The organism is uncultured Sphingomonas sp. (genome assembly GCF_936927845.1).
Taxonomy (GTDB): Bacteria; Pseudomonadota; Alphaproteobacteria; order Sphingomonadales; family Sphingomonadaceae; genus Sphingomonas.
On the sequence record NZ_CAKZHV010000059.1, the window covers coordinates 60440 to 84163 of the forward strand.

Below are 23724 nucleotides of genomic sequence, written 5' to 3' on the forward strand. Positions count from 1 at the left end.
ATAACGGATCATCGCGCAGGTGTCGAACCGTGTCACGCTGCGCGGCGCAACCCCTTTGCCGCAAGCCAGGCCGGGTCGTAGAGCGTGGAAAGATAACGGAATCCGGTGTCGCACAGGATCGTGGCGATCCGCTTGCCCGGGCCCAGGTGACGCGCCAGCCGGACTGCGCCTGCAACGTTGATCCCCGACGACAGCCCGAGGCACAACCCCTCCTCGCGCAGCAGCCGGTCGACCCAGTCGAGTCCCTCCTGATCCGAGATGCGGAACTGCGTGTCGATCGGCGCGCCTTCCAGATTGGCGGTGATCCGCCCCTGCCCGATCCCTTCCGCCACTGACGAACCCTCCGACCGCAGCTCGCCGTGGGCGTAATATTCGTACAGCGCGGCGCCATGCGGATCGCTGAGCGCGATGCACACGCGCTCGTCCTTGGCCTTCAGCCCCAGACCGACGCCCGCGATCGTGCCGCCGGTGCCCGCCGCACAGGTGAAGCCATCGACGCGCCCGTCCATTTGCGCCCAGATTTCCTCCGCGGTGCCGGTGATGTGCGCGCGGCGGTTGGCGATGTTGTCGAACTGGTTGGCCCAGACGGCGCCCGGCGTCTCCTCGGCGATCCGACGCGAAGTATGTACGAAATGACAGGGTGATGAGTAAGGTGCGGCGGGGACCGTGACCAGCTCGGCGCCGAGCGCACGCAGCGTGTCCATCTTCTCCTTAGACTGCGTGTCGGGCATGACGATGATCGTGCGGTAGCCCTTGGCGTTCGCGACCAGCGCGAGCCCGATGCCGGTGTTGCCCGCCGTTCCTTCAACGATCGTGCCGCCGGGCGCGAGCAGACCGCGCTCTTCCGCATCCTCGACGATCGACAGCGCGGCGCGATCCTTGACGCTGGCGCCGGGATTGGTGAACTCGCACTTGCCGAAGATGTCGCAGCCGGTCGCCTCACTCGGCCCGGCGAGGCGGACGAGCGGAGTGTTGCCGATCAGGGCGAGCGTGTCGCGGGTCGTTTCCATCGCAACCACATAGGTGCTGCGTTACCTCGCCTGCAAGCAAGCGTGACTTGCCGCGGTCCAAGCACCGTCTCGCGCCGGGCAGCGATCGCGTGCGCACGAGCCGCAACGTGCGACTTATTATGTCGCGGCGCGGCACGAAGCTTGACCTATTTTGCCGCATGCGCGAAGCGCCGCCGCGCTATGAAAACCCGCTTCCTCCCCCTCGCCGCCGTCGCTTCGCTGTTCGCGCTTGCGGCATGCAATTCGCAGTCAACCCCCGAAGTGGTCGACTCCAACCCCGATCCGATGGCCGCCAACCTCGCCAAGGCAGCGCCGGTCGAGCTGCCGCCCGCGATCAAGGCGGACAAGACGATGCGCTGCAAGGACGGCAGCCTGGTTTACGTCACCTTCTTCCAGGGCGACAAGCAGGCGGTGGTCCGCACCAAGAAGGACGGTCAGCCGACGACGCTGAAGACCGCCGAAGCGGGCAAGCCGCTGACTGCGGACGGCGGCTGGTCGATGACGGGCGACACCACCGAAGTGACGTTGACCCAGCCGGGCAAGTCGGCCCTGTCCTGCCACGCCTGACGGCGTCTCGGCGATTGCTTGCCATCGCGCGGTGCCGGGCTTAGCCTCTTGCATCGATGGCGACGATCGCGATCTACAGCCTTAAAGGCGGCGTCGGTAAGTCGACGCTTGCCGTCAACCTCGCCTGGTGCGCCGCGACTCTCTCGTCGCGGCGCACCTTGTTGTGGGACCTTGATCCGCAGGCGGCGTCGAGTTGGATGCTGGGCGAGAACGGCGGCGGCGAGCGCGCGCACGCTGTCTTTTCACGCCACGTTCCGCCATCGCGACTGATCCGCGTCACCGCGGTCGACCGGCTGGACCTGCTGCCCGCGGACGCGTCGCTGCGCGACCTCAACCATCTGTTCCGCGTGCTGGCGAAGAAACGGCGGCTCGCACGCTTGCTCGGCGACCTGGGCGAGCATGACCGGGTGGTGCTCGATTGTCCGCCGGGCTTGACCGAAACTGCCGATCAGGTCGCGCGCGCGGCCGACCTGATCGTCGTGCCCGTCGTGCCCTCCGCGCTGTCGGAGCGCGCCTGGGGCGAGGTCGACCGGCACCTGGGCGGACGCACCGCGACGCTGCCGGTCCACGTCATGGTCGATCGCCGCCGCGCGCTGCACGGCGACGCGCTGGCGCGGCATCCCGATTGGCCAGTTATCCCGATGGCGAGCGCGGTGGAAAGCGCAGCCACCAACCGCCGCTGCCTGGGCGAGATCGCGCCGCGCTCGCCCGCGGCACTCGCCTTTGCCGATTTATGGAAGAGGATCGAGAAACGTCTCGCTTGATGTTCGAGCCGCTGGACCCCGCATTGGTGCTCGGCGCCTATTCGGTCGGAGTGTTCCCGATGGCGGACAGCCGCGATGCGGCGACCGTCTATTGGGTCGAGCCGCGCCGCCGCGCGATCATGCCGCTCGACCGCTTTCATCTCTCCCGCTCGCTGCGGAAGGTGGTGGTCGCCGACCGCTTCCGCGTCACCGCCGACCAGGCGTTCGGCGAGGTCGTGAGGCTGTGCGCGCAGAGTGCCGACGACCGCCCCGAGACATGGATCAACCGCTCGATCGAACAATGCTTCCAGCGGCTGCACGACATGGGCCACGCGCACTCGGTCGAGTGCTGGGCGGAAGACCGACTGGTTGGCGGCCTCTACGGACTGGCGATCGGCCGGGCCTTTTTCGGTGAAAGCATGGTCAGTCGCGTCGCCAACGCGTCGAAGGTCGCGATCGCGACGCTCGTCGCGCGACTGCGCGTGGGCGGCTACACCCTGCTCGATTGCCAGTTCATGACGAGGCATCTTGCGTCACTCGGCGCGACCGAGATCAGCCGGCGCGACTATATGGCGTTGCTGGCCGCCGCGATCGGTTCATCGGCGGGTTCGTCGTCCGAGGTGTCCGCGGACGGCGATTTCGCCGCGCTCGACCGCCTGGCGGGCGACGGTGACGCGGCCGGTGCAGCGGGGGCGGTGCCCGGAAAGCTCATCGCGCAGCTCTTGGTCCAGACATCGTAGATCGGGTGCAGCACGACATTCAGCTGCGGACGCTCCTTGTAGAGCCAGCCCGAGAAGACGCGCTGCCACCGCCGGTCAATGTTCTGCACGTCCAATTGCACGAACGCACCGGTCAGTGTCTGCTGCTCCCATGGCGCGGTCTGCTCGCACGCCGACAGCCGCACCACGACGTCACCGACGCGTACCGCCTGCCCAGGCCTGAGCGTCAGGTCGCGGCTGACGCCATTGCGTTTGTTGAGCAGCCCGATCACCGCGACGCGCTGCGCCATCGGGGTCGTGCCCGCATCGACCGGGGCGGCGGCATCGGCCTCGATCACGTTCGTTGCACCGCCGGCGTTCTCCTCGGCCGTGCGCGACGCCGAGGCCGGTACCGCGCGGCTGACCCGCGCCTGCTGCGGCATCGCCTCGCCCGATCCGGCACGATCAACGACGTACCAGGTCGCCCCTGCGCCAGCCGCGAGCACCACCAGGCCGCCGATCGCGGCCGCACGCTTCACGCGTCCGGGCTCCACGCCTCATAGTCGCCGGTCGCGGAGGCGCGGTTGCCGCCCTTCTCCAGCGCACCCGACGGACGATAAGCGAGCGCCGTGCCGGTCATGTTAGGCACCGCGGGCTTCTGCCACTGACGCGGGGCGGGCAGCGACTGATCGGGCACGTCGGCGATCTGGTGATGCAGCCAGCTGAACCAGTCGGGCGGCACACGGCTGGTATCATTCGCACCCTTGTAGATCACCCAGCGGCGCGTGGTGCCCTGCGGCGTGGTGCCGCCTTCCCAGTAGGTGTTGCCCAGACCATCCTCGCCGACCTGCCGCTTGCCGCGCAGGCCGTAGATCATGGTGCCGATCGTTGCGCCATTCCACCAGGTGAACGGATTGAGATTGATGCCCATCGCCGTCCCGCTTACCGCCGCCTACCCTTGGGGTAAACCGGCTAATCGCGCTCGGGCGCGGCAACTGCGACGGCGAGCGGACCCTTGCGCCCGTCAACGATGCGCGCACGCAGCGGCTGCTCGGGTTCGACCTCCGCCACACCCGCGCGCCGCAACGTCTCCATGTGGACGAAGATGTCGCCCGGCGCGTCGCGGCGGACGAGGAAGCCGTAGCCTTTCAGGCGATTGAACCATTTGACCGCCACGTCCTGCCAGTCGCCCGCGTCCTCCGCCATCGCATCGGGGTCGATCCGGTCGCGGTCGCGGTCACGCACGATCGTGCCGGCGGCCGCGATGTCGATCGTGTGAACCGCGATCGCCTGGTAACCGCGCGCACGACGCACCGCGGACACCTCCATCCGCGTACCCTCGGGCAGCGTGCGGCGTCCGTGTTCCTGCAACACGGAGAAATGGATCAACACGTCGCCCACGCCGTCGCGATCGGCGATCAGGAAGCCGAAGCCGCGGGTCGCATCGAACCATTTCAACGTGCCGGACACCGTCACCGCCTCGACCACCTCGCCGAGAACGCGTGCGTGCTCATCCCTGCCGTCGGCCAAGGCCGCGTCTTCCGGCACCGTTGATCCAAGCTCCCGTTCGCACGCGCAGCAACCATCATGCGCCGCACAATCTTTTGGCCAATTAACGCGCACGTCAATCGTCGTTACCGTCGCACACCTCCTGCATGCGTACAATTTTCGCCGCCATCGCGAAAGCATGGCCCGCGCGCAGCATCGCCGCGAGATGCTTTCGACGCTGATCGTCGTCGACCGGCGCGCGGGCGAACGGGCCGATCCGCTTGCGCCGTGCAAACGCCATCGCCTGCTCGAACGCGCCGTCGCGCACCTGCTCGACCGCACTCTGCGCATCCGCGTCGCTGACGCGCGCGGCATGCAACGCGGCGGCGATCCGCCGCTCGCCGTAGCCGCGCCGGGCGAGCGCGTTGGTCTTCATCTCGGCATAGCCGCGATCATCGACGTAGCCGCGCTCGGCGAACCGCTCCGCCAGCGCCGCGATGTCGGCCGGTTCGCCCGTCCAGCCGCGCTCGCGGATCTTGCGGTTGAGATAATCCGACAGTTTCCCGCGCGTGGTCGCGAACCGTTCGACGTAGCGGAGCGCCAGTGCCTCGAGCGATCCGGCATCGAGCGGCGGCGGCGCGCGCCGCTCGCGCCGCTCGCGCCGCTCCGTCGAGCGGGCTCGCCCCTCGCCCGCGTCGGCGCGGCCGGAGCTTGCCCCCTTGGGCGATCGTGGCTTCCATGAACCGGTCACGCCTTGATTGTGCCACAGTGCAGGTGGATTTTGAACGTTCGGGTTTTGCCGCCCGTTTGATGCCGCCCATGATCCATGCACGTGCGCACCGCGCCGCGACAGGACCGACGTGAATGACCAGTGACTCCGCCCCGCTTCAGCCGACTTCGACCGTTGACGCGTTGCCGCGCCGGTTCTCCGATTTCGGTACGCTGGGCGAAGCGCTCGATTATGCGGCGCAAGGCACGCGCGGGCTGAACTTCCACGACGCGCGCGCCAGCTTGGTGCGGGTCTATCCTTATGCGCAATTGCGCGACGACGCGCAGGCGGCGGCCCACCGGTTGATCGCCGCCGGCATCGTACCGGGCGACCGCGTCGCGATGGTCGCCGAGACCAGCGCGGAGTTCGCGCAATTGTTCTTCGGTGCGGTGCTCGCGGGCGCGTGGCCGGTGCCGCTGCCGCTGCCGACCTCGTTCGGCGGCCGCGACTCGTACATCGACCAATTGCGCAACCAGCTATCGAGCTGCGATCCACGCATGCTGATCTACCCGGGCGAGCTCGACCAGATGGCGGGCGCGGCGGCGGAAGCCGAGGGTGTGGTGGGCGTCGACTGGAGCGAGCTGCTCGCGCGTCCCGCCGACGCGGTCGCACTGCCGACCGCGCAGGCGGACGATATCTGCTACCTGCAATATTCGAGCGGCTCGACGCGGTTCCCGCACGGCGTCGCGATCACGCACCGCGCGCTGCTGAGCAATCTGGCCGCGCACGCGCACGGGATGGAGATCGGCGACACCGATCGCTGCGTGTCGTGGCTGCCGTGGTATCACGACATGGGACTGGTCGGCTGTTTCCTGTCGCCGATCGCCAACCAGGTGTCGACCGATTACCTGAAGACCGAGGATTTCGCGCGTCGGCCGCTGTCGTGGCTCGACCTGATCAGCCGCAACGAGGGTACGACGCTGTCTTATTCGCCGACGTTCGGCTACGACATCTGCGCGCGCCGCATCTCGAGCCAGACCAAGGCGTCAGATCGCTTCGATCTGTCGCGCTGGCGGGTCGCGGGCAACGGCGCCGACATGATTCGCCCCGACGTGATGCAGGCGTTCGTCGACGCGTTCGCCAGCGCCGGGTTCAAGGCTAGTGCCTTTTTGCCGAGCTACGGTCTGGCCGAGGCGACGCTGGCGGTGTCGCTGATGCCGCCGGGCGAGGGCATTCGCGTCGAGCTGGTCGAGGAAACCGAGCTGTCGGGCATGAGCCACGGCGAGGACCGGCCGCAACGCTACCGCGCGATCGTCAATTGCGGCAAGCCGGTGCGCGACATGGAGGTCGCGGTCCGCGAGGAGGACGGAACACCGCTGCCCGATGGCGCGATCGGCAAATTGTGGTGCCGCGGCCCATCGGTGATGGTCGGCTATTTCCGCGATCAGCCGGCGACCGATGCCTGCCTGGTGGACGGTTGGCTCGACACCGGCGACATGGCGTACATGTCGGACGGCTACATCTACATCGTCGGCCGCGCCAAGGACATGATCATCATCAATGGTCGCAACCATTGGCCGCAAGACATTGAATGGGCGGTGGAACAGCTGCCCGGGTTCAAGGCCGGCGACATCGCCGCCTTTGCGATCACCACGCCGGGTGGCGAGGAAACGCCCGCGGTGCTGGTGCAATGCCGCAGCTCGGACGACAGCGAGCGGACGCGGCTCCGCGACGAGATCCGCGACCGCGTGCGTTCGGTGACCGGCATGAACTGCGTCGTCGAGCTGATCCCGCCGCGTACGCTGCCGCGTACCAGCTCGGGCAAGCTCAGCCGTGCCAAGGCGCGCAACCTGTATCTCGCCGGCGAGATCAAGCCCTACGACATCGCCGCCTGACCCGAGCCGAAGGGGACGCGGCGTGACAAAGGCGCGGCCCCTAAACCTTTAATCAACCCGAACCGCGTAACCCGACGGGGTGACGCCCCGCCTGCCCTCCCCTCTGCCGTCGATTTCGCTCGGCGCCCTGCTCGGGACCAGGGACGACGGCGATCATCAGACATGGGCGCAGATCCGCGCCGCGCAGCTCATCGTGGTGCGGCAGCGTGCCTTGCTCCTTCTGGCGGCGCAGCTCATCGCGGTGGCACTCGCGTTACCGTCGCTCGTCTCGACCGCGGGACGCTGGCAGATCGACCTCTGGACTGGCGCGGTCGTCGTGGCGGCAGTGACCGCGACCATCCGCAGGCTGCGCGTCGTGGATCCGTCGAGCGTCGGAGCGACTCGCCGCCAAATCCTGAATGCGACGTGGGACAGCCTCGGCTTGGCGCTCGCCTGGTCCGCACCGCTCGTTCTTTTCGCGGTCGAGCACATGCCCCCGCCCTCGCCGGGGCTGTGGATCACGCTGTCGGCGCTGTTGCTGGCGACGGCATTGACGCTCGCGCCCGTGCTGCTGGCGGCCCTCGTCTTCGTCGTGGTGGTCGTGGCGGCGATCGTCGCCGCGCTTGTCGCCGCGCAGGTCCATGTCGCCGCGTTCTCCGCATCGATTCTGGGCGGGCTGCTCTGCTGGCTGACGTTCGTGCTCGCGCGCGCGCTGGTTGCGCGTCACCTCACCGACGCGGCGCTCGACGAGCGCGACGAAACCGTCAGCCTGTTGCTGCGTGAGTTCGGTGAGACCGGCGCCGACTGGCTGTGGGAGATTGACGCCGCGCGCCGGATCGTCCGTGCGAGCGAGCGGTTCGCCGATGCCTGCCGCCTCGACGCGGCGGCGATGACCGGGCTGCCGTTCCTCCAGGTCCTGGCCGGACCGACGTGGGAAGCGGGCAATTTCTCCGCGGGACTGCGCCAGCTCGCCGAGAAGCTCAAGCAGCGCGAGAGTTTTCGTGATCTCGCCTTGCCCATCATACTGGGCGGCGAGGAGCGCTGGTGGGAAATCGCGGCACGCCCGCGCTTCGACGCGAACGGCGCGTTCATCGGTTTTCGCGGCGTCGCCTCCGACGTGACGGAGCAGCGGGCCTCCGCCGACAAGATCAACCGCATGGCGCGGTTCGACACGTTGACCGGGCTGCCTAACCGGCTGCACGTCAATGAAGCCTTGTCACGCGCTCTGACCGACGCGGAACGCTGGCGCTCGCGCTGCGCGTTCATGATGATCGACCTGGATCGCTTCAAGGCGGTCAACGACACGCTCGGCCACCCGATCGGCGACCGGCTGCTCGGCCGCGTATCGGAGCGGCTGAGCCAGTTGATGAGCGACAACGAACTGATCGGGCGGTTGGGCGGCGACGAATTCGCGGTGGTGGTGCGTGACGCGTCCGACCCGCAGCGCGTCGAGCGGCTGGCGCGCACGATCATCGATACCCTGTCGCGCCCCTACGAGGTCGACCAGCACACGCTGCTGATCGGCGCTTCGGTCGGCGTGGCGACCAGTCCGCGCGACGGGCGTACCGCGGAGACGCTGATCCGCTCGGCCGATCTCGCCCTTTACCGATCCAAGGACCGCGGCGGCGGCGTCTTCCACGCTTACGAGCCGCAGCTCCACGCCGACGCGGAGGAGCGGCGCGTGCTTGAGCTGGAGCTGCGCCAGGCGCTGGAGAGCGGGCAATTGGCGCTCCATTATCAGCCCGTGGTTGATGCGAGCAGCGGCAACCTGCGCGGGTTCGAGGCCCTGCTGCGCTGGAACCATCCACGCTTGGGGCCGATCGGACCGAACAAGTTCGTCGGAATCGCCGGGGAAACGCGGCTGATCGCGCCGATCGGCGAGTGGGTCGCGCGAACCGCGTGTGAGGAGGCGGCGCGCTGGCCCGGTGACCTGCGCGTCGCGGTCAACGTCTCGCCCGAGCAATTGACCAATCCCAATTTTGTTACGGTGATCGCCTCCGCCCTGGCGCAGAGCCGTCTGCCCGCGCAGCGGCTGGAGCTGGAGGTAACCGAAGGCGTCTTCATGCGCGAGGGGACGGGCGCGACCCGCGTGCTCGAACAGGTGCTCGACCTCGGCGTCCGCCTGAGCCTCGATGATTTCGGCACGGGCTATTCGTCGCTCGGCTATCTCAGCCGCACGCGTTTCTCGTCGATCAAGATCGACCGCGGCTTTGTGGTGTCCGCGGCGCAAGGCGTGCCCGAACCGCTCGCGATCATCCGCGCGGTGGTCGCGCTCGCGCGCAGCCTGGGGATGATGACAACGGCGGAAGGCGTCGAAACCGAGACGGAACTGGCGCTGGTGCGCGAACTCGGCTGTACCAACATCCAAGGTTATTACTTCGGACGACCGCTGCCGGTCGAGGAAACACGCGCCTTGATCGCCCGCGTGCTGGGCAACGCGCGCGCCGCCTGATCACGCGACAAGGTGGTTGACGCAACCCGCCGGTTGCGACAATAGCCGCAGCCGCACAGGGGTGTAGCTCAGTTGGTTAGAGCGTCGGTCTCCAAAACCGAAGGCCCTCGGTTCGAGTCCGAGCTCCCCTGCCATCCTTCACGACATTCATGCGCGCCGGTCAGCCAAGCGAGCTGACGTAGACCTCGCCCGCGCAGTGATCGGACGCCCAGGCGAGCCCGGCGGCCTCGGCATCGTCGTAGCTGGCATAGGGTTCGCTGCCGATCATCGAGATCGACTCCGCTTCCTCGGTATCGCCGCACGCCATCAGCGCGGTCCCGTTCAGGACGAACCGGCCGTCGTCACGTTGCTCGATCGTGATGCAATCGGCCTCACGCGGCGCGAGTTCGCCGGCGGGCAAGCGGATGATGTGCATAAGCGGGCTCCTGCGGATCGTGATCGATCTGCGGCCGAAACGTTCGTCGCGCGCGAACGTGCCCGATCCCCGCAGCTCAGCCCTTGGTGTCGGAGGGGAAGAAGTGCTGGACGATCTCGCGCGCCAGCCGCGCGGGGCGCAGCGTTTCGGCGTCGAGGCAGCACCAGCTCGACTTCACTTCGGCGAGCACGTCCTCACCGCGGCGGATCACCGTCTCGTAGAAGGCGCGCGCGCCCTGCACCTTTTCCAGCAGCACGGTCGCGACCACGTCGTCGCCGAGGAAGGTCGGCTTGCGATAGGTGATCTCGTGTTTCAGCGCGACCCACAGGTGCTGCGCCACCGCCTCGGCCGGCGCGAGCGCGCGCCAATGGTCGATCACCGCGTCCTGCACCCATTTCAGGTAGCTGGCATTGTTGACGTGGCCCATGAAGTCGATGTCGGTAGGATCGACGCCGATGGGGAAGCGATGAAGGGCCGCGCTGGTCACGGGAACCGGTATACGCCGCGCCGCAGGCGATGGCCAACGCAAACCCGGTTGCGCACGCCACAGGCTTTCTTGGGCGACGCGCCATGATGCTCACCCTTGTGTTTGCCCTGCCTTCTCGCTAAGTCCCGCACACATCCGACAGCACGGACGGCCTCCACCGCTACCTTCCAGCAAGGCAGCGGTGGAAAGCTCATGCCGGGCGATATCGAAGGTTCAACACGCGTGGCGAAGACGACCCCGATCGAATTCATCAACCAGGTTCGCGCCGAAACCGCGAAGGTGGTGTGGCCGACTGGTCGCGAGACGGTGATGACCGGCGTGATGGTCGTCATCATGACAACGGTGCTGGCGCTGTTCTTCCTCGCGGTCGATTCAGTGTTCAACGCGATCGTCAAAGCGCTGCTGAGCCTGGCCAAGTAAAGGGCGGAACACACAACACGATGTCACGCTGGTACATCATCCACGCTTACTCGGGTTTCGAGGGCAAGGTACGCGATTCGATCATGGCGGAGGCGCAGCGCCTCGGCCTGGAGCAACTCGTCGAGCAGATCGAGGTCCCGACCGAGACCGTGACCGAGGCGCGCCGCGGCAAGAAGATCGCGGTGGAGCGCAAGTTCATGCCGGGCTACGTGCTCGCCAAGCTGGCGATGACCGACGACGTCTACCACCTGGTGCGCAACACGCCCAAGGTGACCGGTTTCCTGGGTTCGTCGGGCAAGCCGCAGGCGATTTCCGAGGCAGAGGCCGCGCGCATGCTCAACTCCAAGGAGGAAGCAGCCGCCGCGCCGAAGCAGAAGGTCAAGGTCGACTACGAGATCGGCGACGCGGTCAAGGTGCTGGAAGGCCCGTTCGCGAGCTTCAACGGCACGGTCGAGGAACTCGATTTCGACCGCAGCCGCGTCAAGGTGTCGGTGTCGATCTTTGGTCGATCCACGCCGGTCGAGCTGGAGTTCGATCAGGTCGAGCGCAGCAAGTAAGCGTCGGTCGCACGCGAGTAGCGCAGCTAATCGCGAGACGACCAGCGCCGGCCAGCCTCGGCGCCGCCGAGGACTGACGACACGGGATTTACTCCCGTGTCGGCTTCCCACATCTGGGAGGCCAAAAAGAAATCACCCGGTCGGCCCAGCCGGCCAGTGACAAGCCGCGGGAGGCACCTTTCAGGCGCCGCTAGCACCGCTAAACTGAAGAGAGTGACATGGCGAAAAAGATCACAGGTTATATCAAGCTGCAGGTGCCCGCGGGCTCCGCGAACCCGTCGCCGCCGATCGGTCCGGCGCTGGGTCAGCGCGGCGTTAATATCATGGAATTCTGCAAGGCGTTCAACGCGCAGACCGGCGACATGGAGAAGGGCTCGCCCCTCCCCACCGTCATCACCGTCTACGCCGACCGCTCGTTCTCGTTCGTCACGAAGACGCCGCCAGCGACCTTCCTGATCAAGAAGGCGGCGAACCTCAAGTCGGGCTCGAAGGAGCCGGGCAAGGTGTCGGCCGGAAAGATCAAGCGCTCGGCGCTGGTCGAGGTCGCGCAGACCAAGATGAAGGATCTGAACGCCAACGACATCGAGGCGGCGACGAAGATCATCGAAGGCTCGGCCCGCGCGATGGGCCTCGAAGTGGTGGAGGGCTGAGCACGTGAGCAAGCTGACCAAGAAGCAGAAGACCTGGACGATCGACGCGGAGAAGCTGCACGGCGTTGATGAGGCGATCGGTCTGGCGAAGACCAACGCCACCTCGAAGTTTGACGAGACGATCGAGGTCGCGCTGAACCTCGGCGTCGACCCGCGTCACGCCGATCAGATGGTTCGCGGCGTCGTGACCCTGCCCGCCGGCACCGGCAAGACGGTGCGCGTCGGCGTGTTCGCGCGCGGTCCCAAGGCCGACGAGGCACGCGCCGCTGGTGCGGATGTCGTCGGTGCCGAGGACCTGATGGAAGAGATCCAGGGCGGCAAGATCGAGTTCGATCGCTGCATCGCGACTCCCGACATGATGGGCATCGTCGGTCGCCTGGGTAAGGTGCTGGGTCCCAAGGGTCTGATGCCGAACCCGAAGCTGGGCACCGTCACCATGAACGTCGCGGAAGCCGTCAAGGCAGCCAAGGGCGGTCAGGTCGAGTACCGCGTCGAAAAGGCCGGCATCATCCACTCGGGTATCGGCAAGGCGTCGTTCGCGCAGGAAGACCTGCGCCGCAACTTCGACGCGCTGGTCGAGGCGGTCGTGCGCGCGAAGCCGTCGGGCGCAAAGGGCAAGTACGTCAAGAAGGTCGCCGTGAGCTCGTCGATGGGTCCGGGGATCAAGGTCGACGTGGCGGAGATCGCGGGCGCGTAAGCGCCGGTGGCATCGCTGAACGGACCGAGGGGTCGGAGGCACATGCTTCCGGCCCCTTTTTCGTAGGTGTGTATGCCGGCACGGCGCTCGGACTGACTATAGCAGCGGCGGCTCACCCCTCACGCGGCCTTCCTCCACTCCCCGTCACCCCGGCCTTGAGCCGGGATCCCGCTAGCTTTCCGCGCACGCGAAGAAGCGGGACCCCGGATCAAGTCAGGGGTGACGACAATACACATCGAAAGCCCCCCCCTGTGGTCCGCGCGCCACAATGCGCCGACGATCGTACGACGACAGACCTCAAGCGCCACGCTCGCACGCGGAAAGGGTTTGTAACACTGACCTTTCTTCGCTAGCCGACGCGCCCCGGCAGCGACGCGGTCGCGCCGCACATCCTTGGAGTGTCAGCGCGCATGTTCTCGCGTTATCGTGTTTCCGCCGCCGTAACGGCGCTCGCCCTGTCCGCCGGCTTCGCAAGTGCCGCGCACGCGCAGGCCTTCTATCTTCAGGAGCAGTCGGCGCGCGGCGCCGGGCGTGCTTTCTCCGGTGAGGTCGCCGATACCGACGCCGCCTCCTTGTGGTGGAACCCGGCGGCGATCGCCGGCAGCACGGACGCGGAGGCAGCGGTCAGCGCGGCGGCGATCCTGCCCAAGGGCAAGGTGGTCGACAACGGCACCGTGATCCGCCGTCCCGGCCAGCCGTTCGCGCCCGTCGGCGGCAACGCGGTGTCGCGCGATCCGATCAACAACGGCGTACTACCCTCGGGTGCGTTCGCCTTGCCGCTGAACGACCGCGTCGCGCTCGGCCTCGCGGTCACCTCGCCGTACAGCTTCACCACCAATTACGAGACGGAGAGCTGGGCACGTTACGGCGCCGACCGCACCCACCTGCTGACGATCGACATCCAGCCCGGCATCGCGGTCGCGGTGACCGACTGGCTGCGCATCGGCGGCGCGGCCAACGTCGAATATACCGACGCGAGCCTCAGCAACGCGCTGCCCAACGTGCTCGCCTCGCTGCCCGACGGCAGCCAGAAGCTGGAAGGCGATGGCTGGGACCTCGGCTGGAGCGCCGGGTTCCAGATGCATAACGAGCACACCACGGTCGGCTTCAGCTACAAGTCGGCGATCAAGCATACGTTGAAGGGCAACCTGACGATCAGCGGGCTGGTCGGGCCGCTCGCGGGCGCGAATGCCGATCTCTCGGGGGTCAAGGCGCGCTTCTACACGCCGGCGCAGATCATCCTGGGCCTGCGCCAGCGTGCCGGATCGGCGCTGACGCTCAACGCGCAGGTGGTGCGCTACACCTGGAACAAGTTCGACGCGATTCGGCTGGGCGCTCCGCTCAACACCGCCATCCCCGAGAACTACCGCAACAGCTGGAGCTACGCCGGTGGCCTCGACTATGCCGTGTCGCCCAAGCTGACGCTGCGCGCGGGCGTCCAGCGTGCGATCACGCCGACGCGCGACGGCGAGCGCGACCCGCGGGTGCCCGACGCGAACCGCTGGAACTACGGCGGCGGCCTGTCCTTCCAGCTATCCCCCCGCTTCGGCATCGACGCCGCGGCCAATTACGTCGACTTCAAGGACGAGACGATCGACCGCGTCACCGCCGCTTATGCCGGCACCGCGGCGCAGACGCCGATCGTGACCAACGGCCGCCTGGAGGACGCGCACGCGGTCGTCCTGTCGCTCGGCGGGCGTTTCACCTTCTGACGCAATCGGGCGGGAGGCGGGCGCCAATGCCTGCCTCCTGCTCGCCCGATCGGCGCCCTGCCCTGGCGCCTCGACAAGCCATCCCGCGCCCGTCATGCTCGCCCGACATGATGGGAGAGGCGCGCATGGCGCATTTCGGCGATTTCCAGAACGCGATCTACTATGCCGGCCTGTCGGGCGTGCAGCCGACCTGGCCGGTCGATTATGCGACGCTGAAGGCGCGCGCGGAGGCGGCGATGCCGCCGTCCGTCCTCAACTACGTGCAGGGCGGCTGCGGCGACGAGTGGACGCAGGACGAGAATGCGCGCGCGTTCCGCCACTGGGGCATGGTGCCGCGCATGATGGTCGACTGCACGCAGCGCGACCTGTCGGTGGAGGCGTTCGGGATGCGGCTCGCCTCGCCCGTGTTCATGGCGCCGATCGGGGTGACCGGCATCTGCACGCAGGACGGGCACGGCGACCTCGCCGCGGGCCACGCGAGTGCGGCGACCGGCGTGCCGCTGACCGCCTCCACGCTGTCGAACGACACGCTGGAGGACGTCAACGCCGCGTGCGGCCAGACGCCGGCGATGTTCCAGCTCTACACCCCGCGCGACAAGGACGTGGCCGCCAGCCTCGTCTCACGCGCGGAGGCCGCGGGGTACAAGGCGATCGTCGTCACGCTCGATACCTGGGTGACCGGCTGGCGCCCGCGCGACCTGAACGTGTCGAACTTCCCGCAACTGCGCGGCCATGTGCTGCAGAATTACTTCAGCGATCCCGCCTTCCGCCGCCTGCTCGCCAAACCGCCTGAGGAGGACCTGCGCACCGCGATCGGGACTTGGGGTGCGACCTTCGGCAAGGTGCTGACGTGGGACGACATGGCGTGGCTGAAGTCGCTCACCGCGCTGCCGATCGTGCTGAAGGGCATCTGCCACCCCGACGACGCGCGCCGCGCGATCGATATGGGCGCGGAGGGCATCTACGTGTCGAATCACGGCGGGCGGCAGGCGAACGGCGGGATCGCGGCGATCGACATGCTCGCGCCGGTCGCGGAGGCGGTGGCAGGGCGCGTACCCGTGCTGTTCGACAGCGGCATCCGTTCGGGCACCGACGTGATCAAGGCGGTCGCGCTCGGCGCCGATCTGGTCGGTGTCGGGCGGCCGTACAGCTATGGCCTCGCGCTGGGCGGTGCGGACGGTTGCGCGCACGTGCTGCGGTCGATCCTGGCGGAAGCAGACCTGCTTATGGCGGTCAACGGGTGGCCGTCGATCGAGGCGGTTCGCGCCGCCGGGGCGACGCGGACCGATCGTTAGGGCTCAGCCCTCGCCTGCGGGGAAGTCGGTCGCGAGGCTCGCCGCGCGCTGCGCCTCGATCTCGTCCAGCCGCGCGCGCAGCCGACCGGTGACCGCGTCGATGCCGAACTTGCCGAGCACGAAGTGGCGCGGCGGGTGGTCGCGCGCGACCGCGTCGATCATCGCCTCGGCGGCGCGGACCGGGTCACCGGGCTGCTGCCCCGAATAACCGCTGGTCTGCGCCATCCGTGCGGCAGCCGTGTCGCCGTAATCGGCGATCCGGCTCGCGGTCTGCTTGAGCGAGCGCCCCGCCCAGTCGGTGCGGAACGGCCCCGGCTCGATGCAGGTGACCGAGATGCCGAGCGGCGCGACTTCGGCGGCGAGCGCGTCGGAAAAACCCTCCACCGCATGCTTCGACGCGGCATAATAGCCGGATGCCGGGAAGCCGACGAGCCCCGCCACCGAGGTGACGTTGACGATCGCGCCGCTGCGCCGCGCGCGCATGCCCGGCAGCATCGCGCGCGTCATCGCGAACAGGCCGAACACGTTGGCGTCGAACTGCGCGCGGATCTCTGCCTCATCGCCCTCCTCGACGCTCGACTGGTAACCGTAGCCCGCATTGTTGACGAGCACGTCGACGCGCGCGAACCGTTCGGTCGCGGAGGCCACGGCCGCGCGCACCTGCGCCGCGTCGGTCACGTCGAGATCGATCGCGAGCGCACGCTCGGGTGCGAGCGCGATCAGGTCAGCGATCCGATCCTTGCCGCGTGCCGTGGCTATGACGCGCCAGCCGCGCGCGAGCACGCGTTTGGCCAGCGCGCGCCCGAAGCCGGTGGAGCAGCCGGTGATCAGCCAGACGGGGTCGGCGGGGAGCGGCATGGGAAATCCTCGGGTTCGGCAAACGTGGAGATGCGAGCGCCAACGGCACGCGGCCGGCTACGTTCCGGCGTCCGCCTGCGTTATGGAGCGTCATGGCGGCGAGCGGGCGTGAACGAGCGATCAGTGCCGGCGGCGTGATCGCGCTTCATGCCGCGATCCTGTTGCTGGTGCTGCACGCGCGCCCTCCGTGCGCGCTTCCCGTGCCGAGCGCGTCGCTGACCACGTTTGACGTCGTGCCACCCTCGCCAGCACCGCTCCCGTCCCCGCCCAAGCAGCGCGACCCACGTCCGGCGGCCGCCAGCGGGCGGGCGGGTGTGACCGCGACGCGCAGCGCCGTGGTCGCACCGCTGCCGGTCATCGCGCCGCCGCTGCCCGTCACGGTCGCTCCGCTGATCGCCGACGACGGCGCGGCGCTCGCTGGCGGAACCGCGGCGCTCGGCGCCGGTACGGGAGCCGGTTCGACCGGCACGGGCTCAGGTAGGGGGTCGCGCGGAAACGGTAGCGGTGGCGGCGGCGGTACGCGGGCGCGGCTCGTGTCGGGCGCGATCAGCCCGCGCGACTATCCGAAGGAAGAGCGAAAGGCAGGCATCAGCGGCAGCGTAACGGCCAGTTTCGTCGTAGACGCGGATGGTAGCGTGCACGGCTGCTTCGTGGCACGATCGAGCGGGAACGCGGCCCTAGACGCCACCACCTGCCGCCTGATCGAGGCGCGCTTCCGCTACGCACCCGCGCGCGACCCGAACGGTACCGCGATCAGCGAACGGCGTGGCTGGCAGCAGCGCTGGTGGATCGAGCAGAACTGAGGTGGGCCGGGTGGACGCGGCGACGCGTACCCCGGCCGGCCTGCTTCATCGGATCAGCAATTCACCCAGCGACACCATCGCGGAGGCGGTTGCCTGCGCGAAGATGATGGCGGCGGCGGACAGGCCGAGTGCGGCAGCGGCGATGCCACCCGTATGTCCGACTTGCTTGATGGTAGTCATGTGGCGTCCTCTCCAAAACGGAGCCGGAGCCACCTGTCCGGGGTCTCCCGGTCCGTGGCGATGTTGTACGCCACATGAACGGCCGAGTCCAGAGCACGACCGACCCGGCCGTTCTCGTCATGGATTTGCCACAAACAAGGGTGGGAGGACGCTGCAAAGACGCCCTCCCATAACGCGATCAGATACCGACGATCCCGCCGTCGTTCTTGGTGATGACGATCGTCGCCGAGCGCGGACGGCTGGTGCCCGCTTGGCCCGATTGCGACGCGGGCCAGCTCGACGTGATGTTGCTCGCGCTGCCGTTCTCGCCAGGGTGCTGGATGTTGACGAACAGCGAGCGTCCGTCGGGCGTCGAGGTTATGCCCGTAATCTCGCACTCCTTGGGCCCGACTAGAAAGCGCTTGAGGTTCGCGCCCGGCGCGGCACCGATCCGCGTCGTCGTCATGCTGGTGGTGGTCACGCCCGCGGCGGTCGTCAGCGTGTTGTTGACCGTGCGCGTGCCGCCATCGCCGACCCGACCGGGCAGCGCGGCGAGCATCATGCAGTTGGTGACGTCGGTATAGGCGCCGTCGTCGGTCTGGATCCACAGCACCGGCGCGACCTGGCCGGTCACGTTGGTGTTGCGCCCGAACCACAGGCCGTCGGGCGACGAGAAGTCGTTCGACGCGTCGAGCCCCGACAGGTTGATGTTGGTGCGGTCGAGGTCCGCGCCCGAGCCGAAGGCGTAGACGTCCCAGGTGAAGGCGGTCGCCTCCGTCGTGTCGCCGTTCTCGCGCACGCGGATGACGTGGCCGTTGGCGTTGCCGCGCGTTGCCTGCGACGAGGTGGGCGGATCGGCGTTGACGGTGTCGCCCTGCGGCAGCTTGGGGTCGGTATAGGCGCGTGGGTTGGGCGCGTCGGTGGTCACGGGCGTGCGCGACGAGTTGTTGGTCAGCGTGCAATACATCTCGCCGTTGACCGGGTTGACCGCGGTCCACTCGGGCCGGTCCATCTTGGTCGCGCCCAGCACGTCGGCGGCGAGGCGGGTGTTGATCAGCACGTCGGCCTGGTCGGCGAACGGATAGGTGGTGTTCGCCGCGGTCAGCCCGTTCTGCCCGAACACGAGCGGCAGCCACTGGCCCGAGCCATCCGCGTTGAAGCGCGCGACGTAGAGCGTGCCGGTGTCGAGATACTTGTCGCCGATCGCCAGCCGGTCGGCGTTGCTCGCGTCCGCCTCGGCCCAGGCGGTGTTGGACACGAACTTGTAGATATATTCGTTCTGCGCGTCGTCACCCATGTAGAAGGCTGGACGCGTGCCCGCGACCGTGCGGCCCGGCCAGCAGCCTTCGTGGTTCATGCGGCCGAGCGCGGTGCGCTTGCGCGGGGGCGCGGCGGGGTTGAACGGGTCGATCTCGACCACCCAGCCGTATTGGAACGGCTCATTGCGGAAATCGGCGCTGCCGTCCGCCGCCAGGCCCGCCGTCGCGGTCGCGTTCCACTTGGCGAAGCGCGTGTCGCCCGCGGTCGCGGGTTGCACGGTCGACCAGCCGTAATTGCCGGTCGCCCCCTCGCGCACGCCGTAGCGCGCGAGCGAGACGTTCTGCTTGGCGAGTCCCGCGGCGGTGCGGACGGCCGCATCGCCCGCGGTACGGCGGAAGTAACCCGCCCAATTCTCCTCGTTGGTCAGGTAGGTGTTCCACGGCATCTGGCCGTTGGCGCAATTGTTGATCGTGCCGCGTCCCGCGGTCGCGTCCGCCGAGTAGAGCGTGCGCAGCTGCGCGTTGCCGCGCACCGGCCCGTTGATGACGGTCGGCGTGTTGGGCGTCACGCGGCGGTTGAGCGCGGACGCCTGGACGTAGCTCCACGCGCCACCGCTCGCGCGCGTCACCTCGATCGCGGACACGCCGTGCGCCTCGATCTCCTTGATCGCTTCCGCCTCGGGGCGGCGGCCGCCGACCGTCGTCGGGCCGGCGGGATGGAGATAGGCTTGCGTGATGTTCTCGTGATTGAGCACCAGCATGCCGCGCGTGTTGTTGGCGGCATCGGGCGTGCTGGCGGTGGCGCCCAGCCCGAAGAAGCTCATTCCGTCATGGTGGTCGCCCGCGCGCTGTGCGAAATTGGTGTCCTGCCCGTCATTGGCGAAGACGCCGACGCCGGACGCAATCGGATCACCCAGGCGGTAGAGGACCGCGACCGAATAACCCTCGGGCACCGTCACCACGTCGTTCAGGTTCTTCGACACCGCGGTAAAGGCGAGGGACGCCGGGTTGACGGTGACGGTCGTGTCGCTGCTGCTCGTCTGGCCGTTCTTGCCGGTCGCCGAGAAGCGGAACACCAGCGTGGTGGCGGCCGACACGGCCGGCGCGACAAAGGTCGTGACGCCGCCCGCGGTGCTGAGCGTCACCGCCGGCCCGCTGACCTGCGTGAAGCCCGACGAGGTCGCGTTATTGCCCGCGGTGCCGTTCAGCGTCACCGTCTTGCCCGCCGAGGTGGTGATCGACCCGCCCGCGCTCACCACCACGCCCGGATCGTCGAGCTCGTCGCCGCCGCACGCCGACAGCAGCACCGAGCCGAACGCCGCGGTGGTCATCGCCGACAGGCCGCCGAGCAGCGTCTGGCGCCGCGAGTAGCGCTGGTGGACGATCTCGTTCAGGTGCGGGTTGCGGCTGGCGTTGGTATCGATATCGCCATCGTCGTAGCCGATGGCGGTGAGGCTGAGCTCGGTCATGTGCATTCCCCCGGATCGCGCCACTCCCACGGCGCTACCCGGCCGCTTTGGCGGCTTCGCGCGACAGGGCGGTGGCAGTTCGGTGATGGATCGGTGACGGGCGTGTTGCAGTTGCGCGACATGCGGCAAGCCTCTTGTGCGCGGGACGATTTCTGCTAAAGGCGCGCTCGAACCGGCGTGGGCTCGCCCTGTCCGGCTCATCCGTCCAAGACAGTGGGTGCCGCGGATCTGCCGCGGCTTAATCTCCCGCCGAGACGGGGAAACAGGATTTGAACGCATCCGGATCGGCCCACGCGCCGCCCGTGATGCCGCTCCCAGCGGGCATCCCCTTCCCCATCGTCGGACACACCGTTTGCGCCGTTCGGCGCGGGCGGGACAAGCAACCGGGCGTGCGGCTTCGGCGGTACGCTCATGAACGTGGAGAATGGCATGGATCGTGCGCAGAAAAGCGCAGCCGTTGCCGAGCTGAACAGCACCTTCTCCGAGGTCGGCGTGGTGGTTGTCACCCGCAACCTCGGCATGACGGTCGCGCAGTCAACCGACTTGCGCAACCGGATGCGGGATGCCGGCGCGGTATACAAGGTCTCGAAGAACAAGCTTGCCAGGATCGCGCTCGACGGCACCGACTATGGCTCGATCGGCGACATGCTGACCGGCCCGGTCGGCTTGGCCACCTCGATCGATCCGGTCGCGGCGGCGAAGGTCGCGGTCGATTTCGCCAAGACGACCGACAAGTTCGAGATCGTCGGCGGCGCAATGGGCGCAACCGCGCTCGACCTGGCCGGCGTACAGGCACTGGCGACGCTGCCCTCGCTCGACGAGCTGCGCGCCAAGATCATCGGCCTCGTCGTGGCACCCGCCACGAAGCTGGCGACGATCGCGCAGGCACCCGCGGCTCAGATCGCGCGCGTCCTGTCGGCCTATGCCGAGAAGGAAGCCGCCTGAGTTTTCGGGCGAGTTCATTTTGTTGACGAACGGGACCCTGGGTCCCCGATAAACTGGGAAAAGTAACATGGCAGACCTGAACGCGCTGGTTGACCAGCTGAGCGAACTGACCGTCCTCGAGGCCGCTGAACTCTCGAAGATGCTCGAAGAGAAGTGGGGCGTCTCGGCCGCAGCAGCGGTTGCAGCAGCGCCGGCAGCCGGCGGTGGCGCTGGTGCGCCCGCCGCTGAAGAGAAGACCGAGTTCGACGTGATCCTGACCGGCGACGGTGGCAAGAAGATCAACGTCATCAAGGAAGTCCGCGCGATCACCGGTCTCGGCCTTACTGAGGCGAAGGCACTCGTCGAGGGCGCGCCGAAGGCCGTCAAGGAAGGCGTGTCGAAGGACGAGGCCGAGAAGGTCAAGAAGCAGCTGGAAGAAGCTGGCGCGACCGTCGAGCTCAAGTAAGCCGCAGCGGGTATCGGCCAGCAGGTCGATACCCCGCGAGGCCGGCTGTCGCGTGACCTGTTCCCGCGACGGCCAGAATCAGAAAAGGGCGGCTTCGCTTCGGCGGCGCCGCCCTTTTCGTTGCGCAACTGCACGGCCGCCTCGGCAGACGCCTGCTCACCCCAAGGGGTAATCGACCTTCCACTCAGCGAATGCGACGATCGCGTTGATCAAAGTTTATGGCTTTTTCGATGTTACGACATGCATTATCGTGACACAAAATTGGGAGAGGTCGGATGCTGTATCACGCGTCGAACCACGTCGAGGCCCGGCGGGCCTGGTCACTGCTCGCCATGGTGGTGACGTCGCTGATGCTATGGGCCGCGATCATCGAGGCCGCGCGCGCGTTCTTCTGAAACGGCGTTTTTTCAGCGGGTCTTTTGGATATCAGCAGCCCGCAGGAACGCTGACGCGGGCGCTACGCCCTCACGAGTCCGTCAGCTCGAGATCGCCAGCGCATGCGGTCGTGCCGCGACCGTCTCGAACATCCGCGCGGGTCCGTCCAGCCAGAATGGCGCCAGCTTGATCGCGCCCGGGCGCTCGATCCCGAGCGCAAACGCCTGCGCCGTCTGCCCTTCCCCTGCGCCTTCAACACCGCGCGCATAGCGGGCATTGAGTGTCACCACCGGCACGAACATCGGCCGCTCGGCCGCGGTCAGGACGTTGATGTCGCCGCGCGGCAGCGTCACCAGCGCGCGAACGCTTCGCTCCACACCGGGTGCAAGCGTGAACGGCGGCACGGCCCCGCGCGCCGCGACCTCCGCGAAAATCTGCCCGAGTTCCGCATCCTGGTCGCCGCGCGCACTGGTGAGCCGCACGTCGAGACGGACGCTGCGCGCCTCCGCGTCGCCGCGATTACGCACCAGCACTTCGACATCGGCGGTAGCGGTGACGAGATTGACGCCGGCACGCCGCGCGCGCAGTTCCAGTTCGATCCACGCGCGCGGCTGCGCCACGGCGACCGGCTCCGGCGCCGCCACCGCCGGACGTCGTGACAGCATACGCGGCGCCGGTGTGGCGATCGCTGCCGCTGCGGCCTCGGCGGGTAGAGCCTCGGGCGCGACTGCCGGCGACTCGGCCGGCTCGACCATCGCCTCGACCGGCGCGACAGCGCTGCGCCGCTGCCACCACCACCATCCCGCCCCCGCCAGCAGCGCCGCCCCGACCAGCCACAACCAGTTGAAGCCTCCGTTATCATCCTCGCGCGTCGCCATCGAGGCTGCTGGCGCAACCGGCGCGGGCGAGGTCGGTGAGGCGGCCACGCTCGGCGCAGCTACCGGCGTCGGCGTGGCAGACGCCGTCGCCGTCGTGGCGGTCGCCGCGGGGCTGGCCGATGCAGCCGGCGTAGGGGTCGCGCGCGCGAGCGGCGTTTCGCGAGCAATGGGGGTGGCGCGCGGTGTTGGCGTCGCACGTGGTGATGGCGCCGAACGTGGCGTCTCGCTCGCGCGCGGCGTCGGCGCTGGCGTGGGCTCGGCCGTGGCAGCCGGGGTCGGATTACCCGCCGGCAACGAGAAGGTGATCGGCGGCAACGACAGTGTCGGGGTCGCCGCCGGCGCATTGGTCTGCGCGAGCGCGGCGGGTGCGCAGGTCAGGAGCAGCACGGCAAAGGGAACACGCGCCAGTGGAGCGCGGACACAACGCGAAACGATCATGACCCGACGCGCTAATGGGAACGCGGTGGAGGTCAACCGTTTAGGCGCGGCGGCGGAGCAGCACTATCATCGCGTGCGCCGACCCGAGCCTGCGACACGCCGGGATCGTTCTTCCGCGCGCAACGTTGTGCGCGGCTGCCGGTGATTGACGATCCCGGTACGCGCGCCTATATCCGACACTCTTCCGCAGTTCCGGGACATGGGGTGCCGTCGCGCAGTGCCTCGTACGGATAGGAGCGCGGGAAACAGGACGCTAGAGGCTGCCGTCTCCCATCACGGGATCAGACGTGCGGCCTTTTGCCGTTCTTTGCGCTTCGTGAT

24 protein-coding genes, 1 tRNA gene and 1 pseudogene are annotated in these 23724 nt (G+C 68.2%); 15 read left to right on the forward strand and 11 right to left on the reverse strand.

Annotated elements, in window-relative coordinates:
- Nucleotides 1-32: 32 nt before the first annotated feature.
- Nucleotides 33-1010 (reverse strand): cysteine synthase A, encoded by a 978-nt coding sequence (locus Q0579_RS10595; RefSeq protein ID WP_298811982.1) that lies wholly within the window; start codon nt 1008-1010, stop codon nt 33-35.
- Nucleotides 1011-1190: 180 nt separating this feature from the next.
- On the opposite strand from Q0579_RS10595, the gene Q0579_RS10600 reads away from it, so the two are divergent.
- Genes Q0579_RS10600 through aat form a run of 3 tightly spaced genes read left to right on the forward strand, consistent with a single transcriptional unit; the run spans nt 1191 to nt 3060 of the window.
- Nucleotides 1191-1577, forward strand: coding sequence for a hypothetical protein (locus Q0579_RS10600; protein ID WP_298811983.1), 387 nt, complete (start codon nt 1191-1193; stop codon nt 1575-1577).
- 56 nt (nt 1578-1633) lie between these two features.
- Nucleotides 1634-2341: a ParA family protein gene (locus Q0579_RS10605; protein ID WP_298811984.1), complete on the forward strand. Its 708-nt coding sequence runs from the start codon at nt 1634-1636 to the stop codon at nt 2339-2341.
- Nucleotides 2341-3060 (forward strand): leucyl/phenylalanyl-tRNA--protein transferase, encoded by a 720-nt coding sequence (gene aat, locus Q0579_RS10610; protein ID WP_298811985.1) that lies wholly within the window; start codon nt 2341-2343, stop codon nt 3058-3060. Before Q0579_RS10605 ends, aat begins: the two co-directional genes overlap by 1 nt.
- A 35-nt stretch (nt 3061-3095) precedes the next feature.
- On the opposite strand, the pseudogene Q0579_RS18295 reads toward aat, so the two are convergent.
- The 4 genes and pseudogenes from Q0579_RS18295 to Q0579_RS10630 form a co-directional block, all read right to left on the reverse strand.
- Nucleotides 3096-3461: pseudogene (locus Q0579_RS18295) on the reverse strand (DUF2155 domain-containing protein); the annotation flags it as partial.
- Between the two features lie 92 nt (nt 3462-3553).
- The gene (locus tag Q0579_RS10620) at nt 3554-3949 is read right to left on the reverse strand and encodes an NADH:ubiquinone oxidoreductase subunit NDUFA12 (protein ID WP_298811986.1); all 396 of its coding nucleotides are present in this window, start codon (nt 3947-3949) and stop codon (nt 3554-3556) included.
- Nucleotides 3950-3990: 41 nt separating this feature from the next.
- Nucleotides 3991-4566 carry a cold shock protein gene (locus Q0579_RS10625; protein ID WP_298811987.1) on the reverse strand — a complete coding sequence of 192 codons (576 nt, stop codon included), beginning with the start codon at nt 4564-4566 and terminating at the stop codon, nt 3991-3993.
- A gap of 76 nt (nt 4567-4642) precedes the next feature.
- Nucleotides 4643-5110: a regulatory protein RecX gene (locus tag Q0579_RS10630; RefSeq protein ID WP_298812456.1), complete on the reverse strand. Its 468-nt coding sequence runs from the start codon at nt 5108-5110 to the stop codon at nt 4643-4645.
- Between the two features lie 260 nt (nt 5111-5370).
- Between Q0579_RS10630 and Q0579_RS10635 the strand changes: the two genes are divergently transcribed.
- From Q0579_RS10635 to Q0579_RS10645, 3 genes are all read left to right on the forward strand, one after another.
- Nucleotides 5371-7110: a fatty acyl-AMP ligase gene (locus Q0579_RS10635; RefSeq protein WP_298811989.1), complete on the forward strand. Its 1740-nt coding sequence runs from the start codon at nt 5371-5373 to the stop codon at nt 7108-7110.
- Nucleotides 7111-7222: 112 nt separating this feature from the next.
- Nucleotides 7223-9541, forward strand: coding sequence for a GGDEF and EAL domain-containing protein (locus Q0579_RS10640; RefSeq protein ID WP_298812459.1), 2319 nt, complete (start codon nt 7223-7225; stop codon nt 9539-9541).
- A gap of 57 nt (nt 9542-9598) precedes the next feature.
- A tRNA-Trp gene (locus Q0579_RS10645) sits at nt 9599-9675 on the forward strand.
- A gap of 26 nt (nt 9676-9701) precedes the next feature.
- Here Q0579_RS10645 and Q0579_RS10650 read toward each other — a convergent pair.
- Both Q0579_RS10650 and Q0579_RS10655 read right to left on the reverse strand, forming a co-directional pair.
- Complete coding sequence (locus Q0579_RS10650) at nt 9702-9956, reverse strand: hypothetical protein (protein ID WP_298811991.1); 255 nt, start codon at nt 9954-9956, stop codon at nt 9702-9704.
- A gap of 76 nt (nt 9957-10032) precedes the next feature.
- Nucleotides 10033-10443, reverse strand: coding sequence for a thioesterase family protein (locus Q0579_RS10655; protein ID WP_298811993.1), 411 nt, complete (start codon nt 10441-10443; stop codon nt 10033-10035).
- Nucleotides 10444-10665: 222 nt separating this feature from the next.
- On the opposite strand from Q0579_RS10655, the gene secE reads away from it, so the two are divergent.
- The 6 genes from secE (at nt 10666) to Q0579_RS10685 (ending at nt 15774) form a co-directional block, all read left to right on the forward strand.
- Nucleotides 10666-10863, forward strand: coding sequence for a preprotein translocase subunit SecE (gene secE / locus Q0579_RS10660; RefSeq protein WP_219768405.1), 198 nt, complete (start codon nt 10666-10668; stop codon nt 10861-10863).
- Between the two features lie 20 nt (nt 10864-10883).
- Nucleotides 10884-11420, forward strand: coding sequence for a transcription termination/antitermination protein NusG (gene nusG, locus Q0579_RS10665; RefSeq protein WP_019516099.1), 537 nt, complete (start codon nt 10884-10886; stop codon nt 11418-11420).
- Nucleotides 11421-11638: 218 nt separating this feature from the next.
- On the forward strand, nt 11639-12070 hold the full coding sequence (gene rplK, locus Q0579_RS10670; RefSeq protein ID WP_093005825.1) for a 50S ribosomal protein L11: 432 nt from the start codon (nt 11639-11641) through the stop codon (nt 12068-12070).
- Between the two features lie 4 nt (nt 12071-12074).
- A complete protein-coding gene (gene rplA / locus Q0579_RS10675; RefSeq protein WP_298811998.1) occupies nt 12075-12767 on the forward strand; it encodes a 50S ribosomal protein L1 in 693 nt (230 codons plus the stop codon).
- A 410-nt stretch (nt 12768-13177) separates the two neighbouring features.
- Entirely contained in the window at nt 13178-14479 is a 1302-nt protein-coding gene (locus tag Q0579_RS10680; RefSeq protein ID WP_298811999.1) for an outer membrane protein transport protein, read from the forward strand.
- Between the two features lie 125 nt (nt 14480-14604).
- Nucleotides 14605-15774, forward strand: coding sequence for an alpha-hydroxy-acid oxidizing protein (locus Q0579_RS10685; protein WP_298812000.1), 1170 nt, complete (start codon nt 14605-14607; stop codon nt 15772-15774).
- A gap of 3 nt (nt 15775-15777) precedes the next feature.
- Here the strand turns inward: Q0579_RS10685 and Q0579_RS10690 are convergent, their stop codons facing one another.
- Nucleotides 15778-16632, reverse strand: a complete 855-nt coding sequence (locus tag Q0579_RS10690) for an oxidoreductase (protein WP_298812002.1) — start codon at nt 16630-16632, stop codon at nt 15778-15780.
- Between the two features lie 92 nt (nt 16633-16724).
- Between Q0579_RS10690 and Q0579_RS10695 the strand changes: the two genes are divergently transcribed.
- A complete protein-coding gene (locus tag Q0579_RS10695) occupies nt 16725-17435 on the forward strand; it encodes an energy transducer TonB (protein ID WP_298812004.1) in 711 nt (236 codons plus the stop codon).
- Between the two features lie 45 nt (nt 17436-17480).
- On the opposite strand, the gene Q0579_RS10700 is transcribed toward Q0579_RS10695, so the two are convergent.
- Nucleotides 17481-17615, reverse strand: a complete 135-nt coding sequence (locus Q0579_RS10700; protein ID WP_298812005.1) for a hypothetical protein — start codon at nt 17613-17615, stop codon at nt 17481-17483.
- Between the two features lie 178 nt (nt 17616-17793).
- Nucleotides 17794-20322 carry an alkaline phosphatase PhoX gene (locus Q0579_RS10705; RefSeq protein WP_298812007.1) on the reverse strand — a complete coding sequence of 843 codons (2529 nt, stop codon included), beginning with the start codon at nt 20320-20322 and terminating at the stop codon, nt 17794-17796.
- Between the two features lie 429 nt (nt 20323-20751).
- On the opposite strand from Q0579_RS10705, the gene rplJ reads away from it, so the two are divergent.
- Nucleotides 20752-21267: a 50S ribosomal protein L10 gene (rplJ, locus tag Q0579_RS10710; protein ID WP_298812008.1), complete on the forward strand. Its 516-nt coding sequence runs from the start codon at nt 20752-20754 to the stop codon at nt 21265-21267.
- A 67-nt stretch (nt 21268-21334) separates the two neighbouring features.
- Nucleotides 21335-21712, forward strand: a complete 378-nt coding sequence (gene rplL, locus Q0579_RS10715; RefSeq protein ID WP_298812009.1) for a 50S ribosomal protein L7/L12 — start codon at nt 21335-21337, stop codon at nt 21710-21712.
- A 476-nt stretch (nt 21713-22188) separates the two neighbouring features.
- Here rplL and Q0579_RS10720 read toward each other — a convergent pair whose 3' ends face one another.
- Entirely contained in the window at nt 22189-23403 is a 1215-nt protein-coding gene (locus tag Q0579_RS10720) for a hypothetical protein (RefSeq protein WP_298812011.1), read from the reverse strand.
- Between the last annotated feature and the right edge of the window lie 321 nt (nt 23404-23724).